This is a genomic window from Rhizobium sp. CF080, assembly GCF_000282095.2.
In the GTDB taxonomy this organism is placed as follows: Bacteria; Pseudomonadota; Alphaproteobacteria; order Rhizobiales; family Rhizobiaceae; genus Neorhizobium.
Window position 1 is genome coordinate 1,028,457 of record NZ_AKKC02000004.1, and the last position, 16,241, is coordinate 1,044,697.

General features: G+C 60.6%; 15 protein-coding genes. All 15 read left to right on the top strand.

Annotated elements, in window-relative coordinates; all coding sequences use genetic code 11:
* The first annotated feature begins 143 nt into the window (after positions 1–143).
* Positions 144–974: an amidohydrolase family protein gene (locus tag PMI07_RS11855; RefSeq protein WP_007773501.1), complete on the top strand. Its 831-nt coding sequence runs from the start codon at positions 144–146 to the stop codon at positions 972–974.
* A 33-nt stretch (positions 975–1,007) separates the two neighbouring features.
* The gene (locus PMI07_RS11860; protein ID WP_007773487.1) at positions 1,008–1,901 is read left to right on the top strand and encodes a LysR family transcriptional regulator; all 894 of its coding nucleotides are present in this window, start codon (positions 1,008–1,010) and stop codon (positions 1,899–1,901) included.
* Between the two features lie 187 nt (positions 1,902–2,088).
* Positions 2,089–2,970 (top strand): shikimate dehydrogenase, encoded by an 882-nt coding sequence (locus tag PMI07_RS11865; protein WP_007773486.1) that lies wholly within the window; start codon positions 2,089–2,091, stop codon positions 2,968–2,970.
* Positions 2,967–4,859: a bifunctional sugar phosphate isomerase/epimerase/4-hydroxyphenylpyruvate dioxygenase family protein gene (locus PMI07_RS11870; protein WP_007773484.1), complete on the top strand. Its 1,893-nt coding sequence runs from the start codon at positions 2,967–2,969 to the stop codon at positions 4,857–4,859. The genes PMI07_RS11865 and PMI07_RS11870 overlap by 4 nt, the downstream gene beginning before the upstream one ends.
* A 79-nt stretch (positions 4,860–4,938) precedes the next feature.
* Complete coding sequence (locus PMI07_RS11875) at positions 4,939–5,784, top strand: shikimate dehydrogenase (RefSeq protein ID WP_007773482.1); 846 nt, start codon at positions 4,939–4,941, stop codon at positions 5,782–5,784.
* Positions 5,785–5,974: 190 nt separating this feature from the next.
* On the top strand, positions 5,975–7,123 hold the full coding sequence (locus tag PMI07_RS11880; RefSeq protein ID WP_007773479.1) for an ABC transporter substrate-binding protein: 1,149 nt from the start codon (positions 5,975–5,977) through the stop codon (positions 7,121–7,123).
* Positions 7,124–7,180: 57 nt separating this feature from the next.
* A complete protein-coding gene (locus tag PMI07_RS11885; protein WP_024163755.1) occupies positions 7,181–8,065 on the top strand; it encodes a branched-chain amino acid ABC transporter permease in 885 nt (294 codons plus the stop codon).
* Positions 8,065–9,075 (top strand): branched-chain amino acid ABC transporter permease, encoded by a 1,011-nt coding sequence (locus tag PMI07_RS11890; protein ID WP_024163756.1) that lies wholly within the window; start codon positions 8,065–8,067, stop codon positions 9,073–9,075. The genes PMI07_RS11885 and PMI07_RS11890 overlap by 1 nt, the downstream gene beginning before the upstream one ends.
* A complete protein-coding gene (locus PMI07_RS11895) occupies positions 9,072–9,818 on the top strand; it encodes an ABC transporter ATP-binding protein (RefSeq protein WP_007771897.1) in 747 nt (248 codons plus the stop codon). Before PMI07_RS11890 ends, PMI07_RS11895 begins: the two co-directional genes overlap by 4 nt.
* 2 nt (positions 9,819–9,820) lie before the next feature.
* Complete coding sequence (locus PMI07_RS11900; protein ID WP_007771899.1) at positions 9,821–10,543, top strand: ABC transporter ATP-binding protein; 723 nt, start codon at positions 9,821–9,823, stop codon at positions 10,541–10,543.
* Between the two features lie 249 nt (positions 10,544–10,792).
* Positions 10,793–11,395, top strand: coding sequence for a malonic semialdehyde reductase (locus PMI07_RS11905; protein ID WP_037086653.1), 603 nt, complete (start codon positions 10,793–10,795; stop codon positions 11,393–11,395).
* A gap of 165 nt (positions 11,396–11,560) precedes the next feature.
* Positions 11,561–13,078, top strand: coding sequence for an aldehyde dehydrogenase family protein (locus PMI07_RS11910; protein ID WP_024163757.1), 1,518 nt, complete (start codon positions 11,561–11,563; stop codon positions 13,076–13,078).
* Between the two features lie 57 nt (positions 13,079–13,135).
* The gene (locus tag PMI07_RS11915) at positions 13,136–14,122 is read left to right on the top strand and encodes a tripartite tricarboxylate transporter substrate-binding protein (RefSeq protein ID WP_007755133.1); all 987 of its coding nucleotides are present in this window, start codon (positions 13,136–13,138) and stop codon (positions 14,120–14,122) included.
* A gap of 126 nt (positions 14,123–14,248) precedes the next feature.
* On the top strand, positions 14,249–14,719 hold the full coding sequence (locus PMI07_RS11920) for a tripartite tricarboxylate transporter TctB family protein (protein ID WP_007755130.1): 471 nt from the start codon (positions 14,249–14,251) through the stop codon (positions 14,717–14,719).
* A 2-nt stretch (positions 14,720–14,721) separates the two neighbouring features.
* On the top strand, positions 14,722–16,227 hold the full coding sequence (locus tag PMI07_RS11925; protein WP_007755128.1) for a tripartite tricarboxylate transporter permease: 1,506 nt from the start codon (positions 14,722–14,724) through the stop codon (positions 16,225–16,227).
* Positions 16,228–16,241 lie beyond the last annotated feature (14 nt).

Here is a 16,241-nt window from a genome sequence, read left to right on the forward strand (position 1 = left end):
GCCGTACGGTATTGGGTGTCGACAGTTCGGCTGCCAATCAAGAGCATAGCGATTTGACCTTCTAGATAACTAGCGTTCACGAGTACTTGTTGACCTCTCAGGGGAAAAGGCTTTCATTCGCTGCAAATTCTTGGGGAGGTGAAATGGGAATTTTTGACGAGCGGAAGATCGATTGCCACGCTCATGTATTGGATCCGGTCCGTTTTCCCTATGCGCCGGATGCCGCCTACAAGCCGTCGGGCCAGGAGATCGGCACGACAGATCAATTCGTCGAAGTCCTGAAATGTTACGGTGTTCAGCATGTGCTGCTGGTGCAGCCGAATTCGGGTTATGGCCCCGACAATAGCTGCATGCTGGATGCCATTCGGCGCCATCCGCAGATATTCAAAGGGATCGCGATCGTAGGCCTCAATGCAGATATTACCGAACTAACGGCGCTGAAAGCCCAGGGCGTTGTCGGCATCGCCTTCAACCCGACTTTCTACGGCAATGAATTCTATGTCAGCTCCCGGCCGCTGATGGAAAGGCTGGCCGAACTCGACATGTTCGCGCAGATCCAGGTGCAGCACGATCAATTGACGATGTTCAAACCCTGGATCGAGGACGTTCCCGTCCGCGTCTTGATCGATCATTGTGGCCGGCCGACGCCTGGCGAGGGATTGGGCCAGGCCGGGTTCGCGGCGCTGCTTGACCTTGCTCGCACCGGACGGGTTCACGTCAAGCTTTCCGGATATGCGAAGTTTGCCGAAACGCCCTTTCCGTTTCGGGATACATGGCCCTTTGTGCATGCACTTGTCGACGCATTCGGCCTTGACCGTTGCATGTGGGCTTCCGACTGGCCTTATCTGCGGGCTACGGAGCGTCAGGACTACGGGCCGCTCCTGAGGCTGGTCGAAATCCTGTTCCCCGATCCCGTCGATCGCGACATATTGCTCTGGCAAGTACCAAAGAGACTTTTCGGCTTCGGCGGTTGATCCGGCTGATCTGCCTAAGTCCGTAGGAAATCGATGCTCACTCTTCGTCAAATCGAAATCATCCGCGCCATCATGGTGACCGGCACGATCTCCGGGGCTGCAAAGCTCCTCAATATTTCTGCGCCGGGCATCAGTCGGCTGATGAAATATACCGAGGACATGGTCGGTGTGCCGCTCTTCAACCGCCGTCACGGGCGTTACGTGCCAACACCGGAGGCGCGCAACGTCTTTGACCTGCTCGACAATATCCACCGCAAGGTCGAGGATCTACAGACCTCGATCGACCGGCTTGGCAGTGGCGAGGGGCGTGAATTGAGCTTCGCTTCGGTGCCGAGCATCGCCAACGTCATGGTGCCGCGGGCCGTGGAGCAAGTGAAGCGCCGGTTTCCGGACATCAAACTCGAGATCGATATACTGAAAATCGAGCAGTCGATTGACTATCTCCTGCTGGGACGCGGCGAACTCGTCGCTATCAGTTCCCGCTTCGATCACTCGATCATCGATTTCGCGCCTCTGGCGACGGGACGTCTGGTCTGCATCGTGCCCCCGTCGAGCGAGCTGGCGGCCAAGACATCGATACGCCCATGGGAAATCGCCAGCCACATGCTGATCGGGATCGATCCCAACGATCCTTATGGCCGGATCATGACGGAAATCTTCCGCCGAGAGCAGCTCTCTTACAGCATGAATATCAAAACCCGCTTTGGTACCACCGTCTGCAGCCTGGTTGCCGCGGGGCTTGGCATAGCGGTGATCGACGAATTCACCGTGGCCCACGGAATGCTGCCGGGTGTGAAAGTCCTGGAGATCGAAGCTGAGACGACCTTCCACACCTACGCGGCGTATCGCAACGACACGCCGCTTTCGGTCTATGCGGAGGCGCTCATCGAGCTTTTGCGGGCGGAGATGAAAGCGACCTCAGCTTGATCCCTTCGTAACCTAGCCTCAAAAATTAACATCATGTTATCGAGGGCACGAATTTTGGTATTTGCGTTTTCTTTTCGCCCAAGCGAAGACTTCTCCATTCGATGACACGCGGATGACAGGCTTGGGAGGCCTGACGTCAATCCTTAAGGCAGGCGCGTGCCTCGTACGGGAGGAGTTCAAGAAGCCAATGGCGCCGAACAAGCGAAAACCCGTCGTGACGGGTAAGACCATTGTTGTGCCTTTGATCGGCCATCCGGTCGAGCAGGTGAAGTCGCCTGGCCCAATGAACCAGTGGTTTGGCGAAAATGACGTCGATGCCGTGATCGTGCCGATGGATATCCGCCCCGAACGCGTGACGAGCTTTTTCGACGTATTGCGCGCCATGGAAAACTGTGCCGGCTGCTCGGTGACAATGCCGCACAAGCAGGCCGCGTTTGTCGCTTCGGATGAAGTCACGGAGCGAGCGCGGCGCGCCAAGGCGGTCAATACGATCCGCCGCTCGCCATCCGGCCGGCTGATCGGCGATATGACAGATGGGATGGCCTTCATCGCAGCGCTTTTAAGCCATGGGGTTTCGGCACGGGGCTGCAATGTGCTCCTCGTTGGTGCCGGCGGCGCGGGAACCGCGATTGCCTTCGAGCTTGCGACGGAAGGCGCGGCGTCGCTCATCATCCTTGAGCGCGACCAGATGCGCCAGCGGGCGCTGATCGCAGAACTCTCCGGCCTATATCCGGACATGTCGGTGTTCGACCAGGTCCAGCCGGGCATGGTGATCGATATCGCCGTCAATGCCTCGCCGCTCGGAATGAATGCGACCGATCCGCTGCCATACCCGATCGAGCGCCTGAAGCAGGTCCGGATCGTCGCCGATGCGGTCACCAAGCCGGTCGTCACGCCCTGGCTCGTCGAGGCCGAGAAACACGGGTTGAAAGTGCAGAACGGCGAAGAAATGGCCGTTGCTCAGTTGCCGATCCAGCTGACCTATCTCCGCTTCATGGCTCCGGCCAAGGCCAATGGCGGTCGCAAAACTACAGTCGAGCCTTCTGCGACCCGCGAGGATGCCCGATGAGGACGTCGATCGCGACGGTTTCGATCAGCGGCGACCTTCGCGAGAAGCTCGAAGCGATCTCGGCTGCCGGGTTCGATGGCGTCGAGATTTTCGAGAACGATTTCCTGACTTTCGATGCCTCCCCGCGCGAGATCGGCAGAATGGTGCGCGATGCCGGCCTGGAAATCACATTGTTCCAGCCTTTCCGTGATTTTGAAGGCATGCCGGAGCCGCAGCGCTCGCGCGCCTTCGACCGTGCTGAGCGTAAATTCGACGTGATGCAGGAACTCGGCACCGAGCTGATGCTGGTCTGCTCCAATGTTTCGACCGTGGCGCTTGGCGGTATCGACAGGGCGGCGGCGGATTTCCGGGACTTGGGAGAACGTGCCGCCAAGCGAGGCATCCGCGTCGGATACGAGGCGCTTGCCTGGGGGCGCCATATCAACGACCACCGGGATGCCTGGGAAATCGTTTGCAGGGCGGACCATCCGAATATCGGCCTGATCCTTGATTCCTTTCACACGCTGGCGCGCAAAATCGACGTGAATTCCATCCGCTCGATCCCGGGAGATCGCATCTTCATCGTGCAGCTTGCCGATGCACCAATGATCAACATGGACCTCCTCTACCTCAGCCGCCATTTCCGCAACATGCCGGGAGAGGGCGATCTGCCGGTGGTCGATTTCATGCGGGCGGTGGTCGCGACTGGCTACAATGGCCCGCTGTCGCTCGAAATCTTCAACGATCAGTTCCGCGGCGGCTCGCCGAAGCTGATCTCGATGGATGGCCACAGGTCGCTGATCGACCTGATGGACCGCGTCGCGAGCGCCGAACCGTCCGCCGTCGGTACGCTGTCGAAAATCCCACAGCGCAGCCGGGCAAAGGGCGTCGAGTTCATCGAATTCGCAACCGGCCAGCAGGAGGCGGATGCGCTCGCGGCGTTTCTGCGCGTCCTGGGCTTCCGCGCCGTGGCCCGCCACAAGTCGAAGGCGGTTACACTGTTTCGCGAGGGTGGCATCAATATCCTGCTGAACACGGAGATGAAGGGCTTCGCCCATTCCTCTTTCGCCGTTCATGGAACGTCGGCCTATGCCGTCTGCCTGAAGGTGGACGATGCAGCTTCGGCCCTCGAAAGGGCGCGGGCGCTCGGGGCGGAGCCGTTTGAGCAGGCGGTTGCCCCGGGCGAGCTGACGATACCGGCGATCCGCGGCGTGGGCGGCGGGCTTCTCTATTTCATCGACGACAAAAGCGAACTTCGCGATGTCTGGGATGTGGATTTTGAGCCGCTAGCCGATGACACGGCGCCTGCCGACGCCGGCCTGACGCGGATCGACCACATCGCCCAGACCATGCAGGCCGAAGAGCTGCCCTCCTGGCTGCTCTTCTACATGTCGATCTTCGACGTCACGAAGACGCCGCTCATCGATATCGTCGATCCTGCCGGGCTGGTTCGCAGCCAAGTGGTCGAAAGCGAGGACGGCGCGTTCCGGATTACCATGAACGGTGCCGAAAACCGCAGGACGCTTGCCGGCCATTTCATTGCCGAGCGCTTTGGCTCGAGCATCCAACACCTCGCCTTTGCGACCGACGATATCTTCGCGACGGCGGAGGCGCTCAAGGCAAACGGCTTTGCACCGCTCCGCATCCCCCTCAACTATTACGACGATGTGGAAGCGAGATTCGGCCTCGATCCGTCCTTTGCCGATCGGCTGCGGGAACACGACATTCTTTATGATCGGGACGAGCTGGGAGAATATTTCCAGCTCTACAGCCCGATCTTTGCCGAGGGCTTCTTCTTCGAAATCCTCGAACGTCGCAGCGGCTACAGGGGATATGGCGCGCCGAATGCGCCTTTCCGGATCGCTGCCCAGAAGCGTCATCTGAGACCGGAGGGTATGCCAAGTGCATAAGCATTCCTCCACCGCTAAAGCAATCCAATCGTTGTCCGCCGTTTGGCGGGCGTGCTGATGTCCAAGGAGTAGAAGAAGTATGGTATCGAAACGCGCTTTCGTCATGGGCCACCCCATCGCGCATTCCCGCTCGCCGATGCTGCACGGTTATTGGCTGAAGCGTTACGGGCTCGAAGGGAGCTATGAGCGTCTCGATATCCCACCGCAGGAAATCGATGCCTTCTTCGCGGGCTTCCGCGATGCCGGTTGGATCGGTGGCAATGTTACCGTACCGCACAAAACCGCCGTCATCCCGCATCTCGATAGCATTGACGACGCCGCCACGAAGATGGGCGCTGTCAACACGATCTGGTGGCAGGACGGCAAGCTGCTTGGCGGCAATACCGATGCGATCGGCTTTCTCGGTAACATCGATGAACTGGTGCCGGGCTGGGAGGCAGGCACGAAGAAAGCCGTCATCTTCGGCGCGGGCGGCGCAACCCGCGCGGCGGCTTATGGCCTGCAGAGCCGGGGTCTCCAAGTTGCGCTGTGCAACAGGACGCTGTCCAAGGCTCAGGCGCTTGCGGATCATTTTGGCGCGGGTGTCGGCGCTCACAAAATGGATGAACTCGGCGACCTGCTTGCCGATTGCGACCTGCTCGTCAACGCGACGAGCCTTGGCATGATCGGCCAGCCGCCGCTCGATATCGATCTGTCGCCACTCAAGAAGGACGCTATCGTCTACGACGTTGTCTATGTCCCGCTGGAGACGCAGATCCTGAAGACTGCGCGCGAGAGGGGGCATCGGACGGTCGATGGCCTCGGCATGCTGCTGCATCAGGCGGTGGTCGGGTTCGAACGATGGTTCAAGCATAAACCGGACGTGACAACGGAACTGCGCCAGATTCTGATCGACGACATCAGGGCGAAGACACCGGGAGCATAGAAGTTGGACTTTTCGGGCGGCAATTTCCGCCCGATGGGGGCGGGGGATCCGCCTTCGGGAAGGCTGCAGAAGAGGCCGGATTGGGAGCCGCCCCCTCTGCAGATCGAAATGGTTCCGGGCGGCCGATGCCGGGCGGGACATGGGAGGAATTCATTGCCGGCTGAACCCGGAGATCTTTGGGAGGATGAAGATGAAACGACTTAACCTTATCGCCGCGGCCGCGCTCACCATCATGGCGACCGCCACTGCGATGCCAACCGGCCTGCGTGCCGCCGACACGGTATCGCTGCCTTGCGTTTGCGAGCTTTCCGGCGCCGGTGCCGTATCAGGCACGAACTATCGCGACGGTGCCAAGATGGCGGCGGAGGAGATCAACGCCGCAGGCGGAATTCTCGGCAAGAAAATCGTAATGACCGACTACGACACGCAGTCGGATGCCCAGACCTCGCGCGCTCTGGTACAGAAGGCGATCGACGCCGAAGCCTATGCCATTATCGGCACGGTCTATTCCGGCTCGACCATCGTCAACATGCTGGTCGCCCAGCAGAATGGCGTGCCGCAGTTCACCGGCTCGGAAGCGCCGAACGTCACGCGCCAGGGTAACCCTTATATCTTTGCCACCTCATCCAGTTCGGCCAAGGGCGTTCCGGGCCTTACCCCGTATTTCAAGGATACGCTGAAAGCCAAGAAGATCGGCGTTGCCTGGGTGAACAACGAGTTCGGCAAAGGCGGCCACGACGTTTTCGTCAATGAAATGAAGGGTGCCGGGATCACTGTCGTCGCCGACGTGCCATCCGAACAGGGGCAGGCCGATTTCGCGGCCGACGTCTCGAAGATCAAGGAGTCCGGCGCAGAAGCCGTCTTCGTCTACCTGAACGAGGAAGAAGCTGCCCGCTTCCTGAAGGAAGCCAAGAAGCAGGGCCTCAAGGCTCCGCTCGTCGGCGAAGTCACGCTCACCAGTCAGAAGGTCATCGATCTTGCCGGCGATGCGGCGAACGGCGCCTATGCGCATGTCGGTATCACCGTCGGAGCTAATGTCCCGGCCGTCCAGGAATTCGGCAAGAAGTTCAAGCAGAAGTACAGCCGCGACACCGACCATAACGGCCTCAAGGGCTATATCGCCGTCTACGCGGTCAAATACGTCACGGAAATGAACGGTTCGCTCGATCAGGAAGCGCTCGCTAAAAAGCTGCACGGACTGACGCTCGATGTCGCCAAATATCCGGGCATGCTGCTGACGACCTCCTGGGACAAGACCGGCGAGATGTCGCGCGAGAGCTTCATGACGCAAGTCGTCGACGGCAAGCAGAAGGTTATCGGTACCGTTCCGGCAAACTGATTTCCGCCAGGGGTGCCGGCAAGGCCGGCACCCTCTTTCTTCGAAGGCAAGAAACTCATGGCTCAATTCCTGCAAGTCCTCCTTTCGGGCCTGGCAACGGGATCGATCTACGCATTGGCGGCGATCGGCTTCACCCTGCTCTGGCAGGCGGCTCAAACGGTGAATTTCGCACAGGGCGAATTCGTCATGCTGCCGGCATTCTTTGTGCTCATCGCGATGGGCTTAGGCTTGCCGCTGCCGGTCGCACTTCTTGTCGCGCTCGCAGTGTCCGTGTTCGTCCTCGGCTATCTCTTCAAGCGCCTGATCGTCGAACCGATGAAAGCGTCGAAGACCGGCGGCGGGCTGCCGCTCGTCATCGCCACGATGTCGCTCGCGATCTTCCTGAAGGAAGGCGTCAAGGAATTTTACGGCGCAGAAGCGCAGCCCTATCCGGAGCTCGTTTCAGGCGGCAGCTGGGATGTTTTCGGAGCGATCGTCTCGGTCACCGATATCGCGCATCTTGCCATTTCGCTGGGCGTCGTGGTGCTTCTCACGCTCTTCCTCAATCGCACGAGGACCGGCCGTGCCATGCAGGCCACCGCGCAGAACCCTGACGTCGCCAAGATTCTTGGCGTGGATACCAAGCGCATGGTTCTCTATACGTTTCTGATCAACGCAGCGCTTGCGACGCTCGCCTCGTTTCTCATCACGCCGTTCTATCTCGCCAAGTTTTCGAACGGTGAATATCTCGGCCTGATCGCTTTCATCGCCGCGATCGTCGGGGGCTTCAACCAGATCCGCGGTGCGCTGGCGGGCGGCCTGCTGATCGGCGTCCTGGATAACATGACCGCGACTTATGTCACTGCCGAATACCGCGCCGCCGTCCCGCTCGTGCTGCTGATCGTCATCATCCTGTGGCGGCCCGAGGGCCTGCTCGGTACATCCGAAGGAAGGAGCGTCTGATGGCCATCATCCCAAAATGGGCCTTTATCCTCGTCGGGATCGTCCTTCTCGTCCTCGCGCCTATCGGCCAGGGCAATTACGTGGCGCTCATCCTTTGCTCGTGGCTGATGTACACGATTGCCGCCATGGGCCTCAACCTGACGCTCGGTTATGCGGGGCAGATCTCGCTGGCACAGGGATCGTTCATGGCGATCGGCGCCTATATCACCGCGCTCCTGACACTTTCTGGCGTCCACTGGCTGGTCGCCATGCCGCTCGCGGTTCTCGGCTGCTTCATTGTTGGCCTGCTCGTCGGTTTCCCGGCGCTGCGCGTCAAGGGCCACTTCCTCGCCTTCGTGACGCTTGCCTTCAACACGCTCGTGGTGCTGGTGCTGCGCAACGAGGACTGGCTGACGGGCGGCTCCTACGGCAAATCGAACATGCCGCGGCCGGATTTCTGGCTGTTCAATACCGGCACGAAATCAACTTTCCTGTCGATCCCGCTCAGCTCGAACCAGAAGATGTACTACCTCTGCCTCGCCGTCTTCATCGTCTTTGCGCTCCTGATGTATGGGCTGATCCGCTCGCCCTGGGGACGCGCGTTCAAGGGCCTGCGCGAGAACCCGATCCGTGCTGAAAGCCTCGGCCTGGACACGCGGCGTCTCACCCTGCTCGCATTTGCGATCGGCTCGGCGGCGGGCGGGCTTGCCGGCGCGCTCGTTTCGCCGGTTGTGCAGTATATCGAGCCGAATTCCTTTGCCCTGCAGCATTCGCTGCGGATCCTGCTCATGGTCGTCGTCGGTGGTTCCGGATTCTTCTTCGGCCCCATGCTCGGTGCTGCGGTGGTGATCCTGCTTCCGGAGTTCCTGCGTTTCACCGAAGGCTATTACCTCATCATCTATTCGGGCCTGGTCATCGTGCTGATGGTCTATTCACCAAGCGGGCTGATGGGGGTCGGCAGCCGTATCGTCGCGGCGGTCCGCCCGAAGCGTGTTGCTCGCACCGACATGAAGGAAGGGGCGCAGCTATGAGCGATACGGTTCTTTCCGTCCGCAACATCTCTAAATCCTTCGGCGGCATCCGGGCGGTCAACGATGTCAGCTTCGAGGTCGGCAAGGGCGAGGTGCTCGGCCTGATCGGCCCGAACGGGTCGGGAAAGTCGACGCTGTTCAACTGTGTGCTGGGCCAGCTTCGGCCGGACCAGGGCGAGGTGCATGTGAACGGCAAGCCCGTCGCGGGGATGCGGGCCTGCGATCTGAACAGGCTCGGTGTCGGCCGCACCTTCCAGCAATTGTCTGTCTTTCCGGAAATGACCGTGCTCGACAATATCATCCTGGCCGGGCAGGAGCACAAGGGCACGATGTGGTCGCGCCTGTTCGGCTCCGCGGATGCCGGGTTAAGCGGCGAGGCCGACAGGTTGATCGAGTTTTTCCGGCTGCGCCATCTGCGGCAGGAAAAGGCTGGCTCTTTGTCCTATGGCCAGCAGAAATTGCTCGACGCCGCCATGGCGTTCATGGCAGGGCCTGACCTCGTCCTCCTCGACGAGCCAGCCGGAGGGGTTAACCTGACCATGCTCGGGAACCTCAAGGAAAGGCTGCAGACCTACAATCGTGATCACGGCACGACTTTTGTGGTGATCGAGCACAACATGGAATTTGTCATGTCGCTTTGCACGCGGGTCATCGTGCTGGCGGAAGGTTCGATCATCGCCGAAGGCTCGCCGGAAGAAGTCCGGTCGAACCAGCAGGTCATCGACGCGTATCTCGGAGGCTGATCATGCTGGAAGTCAAGGAAGTCTACGGTGGTTACGGCAAGGTCGTCATCCTGAACGGCGTCTCGTTCAAGATCCCGCAGGCCTCGATTACCACTGTCATCGGCCCTAACGGCGCCGGCAAGTCGACCGTTTTCAAGGCGATCTTTGGCCTGCTCGACATTCATGCCGGACAGATCTTGCTCGAAGGCAAAGACGTGACGCGCCTGACACCGCGTGAAATGATCGGCCGAGGTGTCACTTACGTACCGCAGGGGCGCAATCTGGTGCCGCAACTCTCCGTCTATCACAATCTCGAACTCGGCGGCATCACGGTCAAGGACCAGGCCATGGTGCGGGACCGGATCGAAGTGGTGATGGATCAGTTTCCGGCACTTCGTCAGCATCGCGACCGCAAAGCGATCGAGCTTTCCGGCGGCCAGCAGAAGCAGCTCGAAGTGGCACGCGCCCTGCTTCTCGATCCAAAGCTGATCCTGATCGACGAACCGTCCATCGGCCTGTCGCCAAACCTGGTACAGGAAGTCTTCCGTACCCTGATGCGGCTCCGCGACCAGGGCGTGACGATCCTCATGGTCGAGCAGAATGCCAAGGCCGCGCTCGCCATGTCGGATTATGGCCTCGTGCTGGAACTCGGCCAGACCCGCATGCACGACCGAGCCGAAAAACTGCTTGCCGACCCCCGCGTCGGGCGGTTGTTCCTTGGTGGACATATCGAAGAGATTCAGTAATTCATCCAAGCTGCTGAGGCTATCCAACGTCGTGTCCTGGCGAATTTGAGCATGCATTGAAAACTTATTGGGCTGCGTGATTTCGAATTTGCCGCCAGCTAAATTGACCCGCTAAAACAACCTCATAGGGAGCAAGTTGAGGCGTCCGCCAGAAGGCGCCTCAGCTGGTATGAGGTCCAGCTTATGCGCCGGCGAGCATAACCGGCACGCCCAAGCAATTCGGATAAAGGAGACAGCACGAGCATGGATATGACGACCGGAAAATCCGGGCTTGATGCCGCCGGCCTGGACACGATCTTCCTGGAAGCCCACACGTATTATTCATGGCTCGACAAACCGGTATCCGTGAGCCTGTTACGGCAGGTCTACGATCTTGCCCGCATGGGGCCGACCAGTGGCAATTGCTGCCCGATGCGGATCGTTTTCGTCAATACGCCGGAAGGCCGCGCGCGCCTCAAGCCGGGCCTGAGGCCCGGCAATGTCGACCAGACGATGTCTGCGCCGGCAACGGCGATCATTGGCACGGACATGGAATTCTACAAACACATTCCACGTCTTGCGCCGCATGCGGTGGCGCGTATCGCCGTCTACGAGGCCGACCAAGAGTTGGCGCAGCGTGCGGCGTTCCGCAATGCGACGCTTCAAGGCGCCTATCTCATTATGGCGGCCCGGTCGCTCGGCTTGGATTGCGGTCCGATGTCCGGTTTCCTTCATGATGTGGTTGACGAGGAGTTCTTTGCGGGCACGTCGGTCAAATCCAATTTCCTGATCAATATCGGCTACGGCAATCCGGCCAGCGTGCGTCCGCGGGGCGATCGTTTCGATTTCGACGAGGTCTGCCAGATCGCCTGATCGGGCAGCCTGCGGCTCTGCAGGCAAGGAAAACAGCACAGGCAGGCTCTTCGGCACCGCGCATGTGAAGCGCACGGATGCAACGGTGCTGCTTGCCTTCAGGAATGACATGCGACGATGGCGGCGTAGCGCGTCTCATCGTCGGCTCGATACAGGTAGGAGATTATGGGAAACGATACGACAACCAACCCCCATTCCAAGGCGGCAACACGATCGATCGGCGACATGCTGCCGTCGCATCGGGATCTCTTTTATGCGGGCGCGTGGCATGCGCCTCGAAGTGGCCGTTACGTTGAGTTCTTCAATCCGGGATCTGGCGAGACGCTCGGCAGTGTCGCGGAAGCATCTGCGGCCGATGTGGATGTAGCGGTTGCGGCAGCCGCTCGTGCCTATGAGGAATGGCGGCTGGTACTTCCTTCGGAGCGCGCCAAGATCTTGCGTCGCATGGCTGCCATCGTGCGGGAGAATGCCGAAGAACTGGCGATGATCGATGCGGCGGACAGCGGCAATCCGGTCCACGAGATGATCGGCGACGCCATGAACGCGGCCTCCCAGCTCGAATTTTTTGCCGGACTGGTCACCGAAATGAAAGGCTCGTCCGTGCCGCTTGGGCCGGATTCGGTGAATTTTTCGGTTCGCGAGCCGCGTGGCGTGGTCGCCCGCATCATCCCGTTCAACCACCCGTTCATGTTCTGCGCAGCGAAGACCGCAGCCCCCCTTGCTGCCGGCAACACGGTCGTCGTCAAGCCGCCGGATCAGGCGCCGTTGTCCTCGCTCCGTTATGCCGAACTGGTCGGCGGGCTGTTACCGCCTGGCGTCTTCAACGTCGTGCCCGGTGGCCGGGATGTCGGGGCGGCACTTGCCCAGCATCCCTCGGTGGCCATGGTTGCGCTGATCGGCTCGGTCGGTGCCGGCAAGGCGGTCATGCGTGCTGCATCCGATACGTTGAAACCCGTACTTCTCGAACTCGGCGGCAAAAACGCGCTGATTGCGATGCCGGATTCCGATCCGGACGAGGTTGCGGCTGCCGCTATCGCAGGCATGAATTTCACCTGGTGCGGCCAGTCCTGCGGCTCGACCAGCCGGGCTTTTATTCACGAGAGCATCTACGACGCCGTCGTAGAGCGCATGAAAAGCCGGGCTTCGGCCTTCAAGCCGGGCCTTCCGACCGAGCACGCCACAACGATGGGCGCGATCATCAGCAGGACCCAGCTGGAACGGGTCGTCAGCTATATCGACGCCGGCACAAGCGAAGGCGCCCGCCTGCTGACCGGCGGCAAGCGGCCGGACGATCCGGCACTCGCCAAGGGCAACTTCATCGAGGCTACCATTTTCGTTGACGTGAAACAGGAGATGCGGATCGCCAGCGAGGAGATTTTTGGACCCGTACTTTCCGTTCTGAAGTGGAACGACGAGGCGCAGATGCTGAAAGAGGTCAATAGCGTCGACTACGGCTTGACCTGCTCGATCTGGACGAACGACGTCCGTAAGGCGCACCGGCTGGCCGCCGTTGTCCAGGCGGGTTTCGTCTGGATCAACGAAGTGTCGCGACATCTGCTGGGCACCCCTTTCGGCGGCTACAAACAGTCCGGCATGGGGCGTGAGGAGTGCTTGGAAGAGCTTCTGAGCTTCACGCAGGAAAAGCATATCCACGTTAACCTGAAGCGCCCGGCGAGAAGCTGAGGCCGCGCTTTCTGCAGGGTGAATTCGAAGTAGGCATAGCACACTGGGAGGAGTCGAATGCCAAATCTGAGCCGGAAAGTCGCAGTCCGTTTGGGACTTGCAGCACTGTCGCTCGCGCTTGTGGGAACCACGAGCGTGCGTGCGGCCGAAGACGTATCCAAATATCCGAGCAAGCGCATCAATATCGTCGTCGGTTTCGCGGCGGGCGGATTTGCCGACACGCTTGCGCGTCTGATCGGGCAGAAACTGCAGGACAAGTGGGGCCAGACGGTCGTCATTGACAACCGTGCGGGTGCAGGCGGCAACACGGCTGCCAAATACGTGGCTGGCGTGGAACCTGACGCCTATACGATTCTTGCGACCACGACCGCCATCGCCATCAACGAGACACTCTACAAGCAGCGTGACTATAAGCTCGACGAGCTGACGGCGGTCGCCATGCCCGCCTCGTCGGCGGAATCGCTCGCGACACATCCGAGCAAGCCGGGCAATCTCAAGGATTTCCTGGCCTGGGCCAAGGATAGGGAGATCACTTACGGTACGGCAGGTGTCGGCTCCGGCTCGCATATCGCCGCCGAATATTTCTTCAAGGTTCTGGCCAAGGTGAAGGCCAACCATGTGCCGTTCCGCGGTGGTGCACTATCGGTACAGGCGGCCGTCGGTAACCAGATCGACACTGTCGCCTCGTCCTTCGGTTCGGCGCCACAGATCGTCGAGGGCAAGCTGGCGGGTCTGGCAGTGGCCGGCACCGAGCGTTCGGTCGCCATGCCGAAGGTACCGACCTACGAGGAAGGCGGCTTCAAGGGCTTCGTGGCGGAATCCTGGGTTGGGTTCTTCCTGCCTTCGAAGACCGACCCGAAGATCGTCGACAAGCTGAACGGCGCAATCAACGACATCATCAACGATCCGCAGACCAAGCAGTATCTCACCGGCCTCGGCTACCAGCTGAAGACCCGCTCTACCGCCGAGTCGGAGAAGTATCTCCTCTCCGAGGTCGATAACTGGGGCAAGATGGTCAAGGCAACCGGAGTGACGGTCGAATAGGCACGAGAACCGGCCACCGCCGGCAGGTGCCGGCGGCGAGGCCTGATTTAAAGGTACACATGGCTGGCGGCGAACCATGTGCCGAATTGAACAGATATTCCGGGTCTTTACCCAAAGGCAGGTGCCATGCGCGGCTTCATACGAGCCCCTCAAAACTTCATATCCGGCCTTGCCCTGATCTGCCTGGCGGTCTTCGCCATCTGGGCCGTCAGGAAGCTTTCGCAGGGAACGTTCAGCTCGATGGGCCCAGCGATGATGCCGCGATGGGTGGCCGTCGCCATCGGCATCTGCGGCGTGGTCCTCATCGTGCAGTCCTTCCTCGACAATGGGCCACCGCTAGAGCACTGGAGCGCCCGCGGTCCGATCTTCGTGTGCCTCGGCATGCTCGCCTTCGCTGTCGGCATGATCAATGTCGGCTTCCTGCTGGCTGCGCCAGTGGCCATGGTGATCTGCGGTTTCGGCAGCAGCGAGGTGCGCTGGAAGGAGCTGATTCTGCTGGCCCTGGCGCTGACGGCCTTCTGCGTGGCGCTATTCGGCTATGCGCTGCACCAGCCGATGCCGATCCTGACGCTTCCCGGCCTGACCCTCGAGTTGTGATCATGTTCGATTTCTTTTCCAATCTCGCCGTCGGCCTCGGCGTCGCCGTCACGCCCACCAATCTGGCTCTGTGCTTCGTGGGTTGCCTGCTTGGCACGCTTGTCGGCGTCCTGCCGGGTGTCGGCCCGATCGCAACGATCGCGATCCTGCTGCCGATCACCTTCGGCCTTGAGCCTGTCAGCGCGCTGATCATGCTGTCCGGCATCTATTACGGCGCGCAGTACGGCGGATCGACGTCTTCCATCCTGCTCAACATTCCAGGTGAGTCGAGCGCCGTCGTCACCGCGCTTGACGGGCACCAGATGGCGCGCAAGGGGCAGGCGGGCATCGCGCTCGGAATTTCCGCGATCGGCTCCTTCTTCGCGGGCACGGTCGCCACGGTCGTCATTGCAGCGCTCGCCGGACCGCTGACGGAAGTCGCGCTGGTCTTCGGACCTGCCGAATATTTCTCGCTGATGGTGATGGGCCTTTCCTTTGCCGTGCTTCTGGCGCGTGGTTCGGTGATCAAGGCGATCGCGATGATCCTCGTCGGCGTCCTTTTATCGACGATCGGGCCGGACCTCACGACCGGGCAGAACCGCATGACGTTCGGCTTCGACTGGCTGGCCGACGGCCTGGATGTCGCGGTCATCGGCATGGGTCTGTTTGGCATTGCCGAAGTCTTCCGCAATCTCGAAAACGTCGAGCACCGCGAGGTGGTCAAGGGTGTCATCGGTCGGCTGCTGCCGGGGCGCGACGAGCTGAAGCAGTCCGTCAAGCCGATCTTGCGCGGCACCATCCTCGGCGGCATTCTTGGAATCCTTCCGGGTAACGGCGCGGTACTCGGTCCCTTTGCTTCCTACACGCTTGAGAAGCGGCTGGCCCGTGATCCCAGCCGCTTCGGCCGCGGCGCGATCGAAGGCGTTGCCGGCCCGGAAAGCGCCAACAACGCCGGTGCGCAAACCTCCTTCATTCCGCTCCTGACGCTTGGCATCCCGCCGAATGCCGTCATGGCGCTGATGGTCGGCGCGATGACCCTGCACGGTATCGTGCCCGGCCCGCAGGTCATGACCAAGATGCCCGATCTCTTCTGGGGTCTCGTCGCTTCGATGTGGATCGGCAACCTGATGCTGCTCGTCATCAATCTGCCGCTGATCGGCATCTGGGTGAAGCTGCTTCAGGTTCCTTACCGGCTGATGTTCGTCGGTATCATGATCTTCTGCTGTATCGGCGTCTATTCGCTGAACCGCGACCCGGCAGATGTTATCATTCTCATGGTTCTGGCGCTTGCGGGTTACACGCTGGTGAAGTTCGAATTCGAACCGGCACCGCTGACACTCGGCTTCGTACTCGGCAAGATGATGGAGGAGAACCTCCGCCAGGCGCTGATCATCTCGCGCGGCAGCGCCATGACCTTCATCGAACGGCCTGTCAGTGTCGGCCTGCTGGTCGTAGCGGTGCTGATGCTCTGCCTCGCCATCCTGCCAAAAATCCGCAATGGCCGCGACGCGGTCTTCGTCGAAGATTGATCAACAGCGTCGGG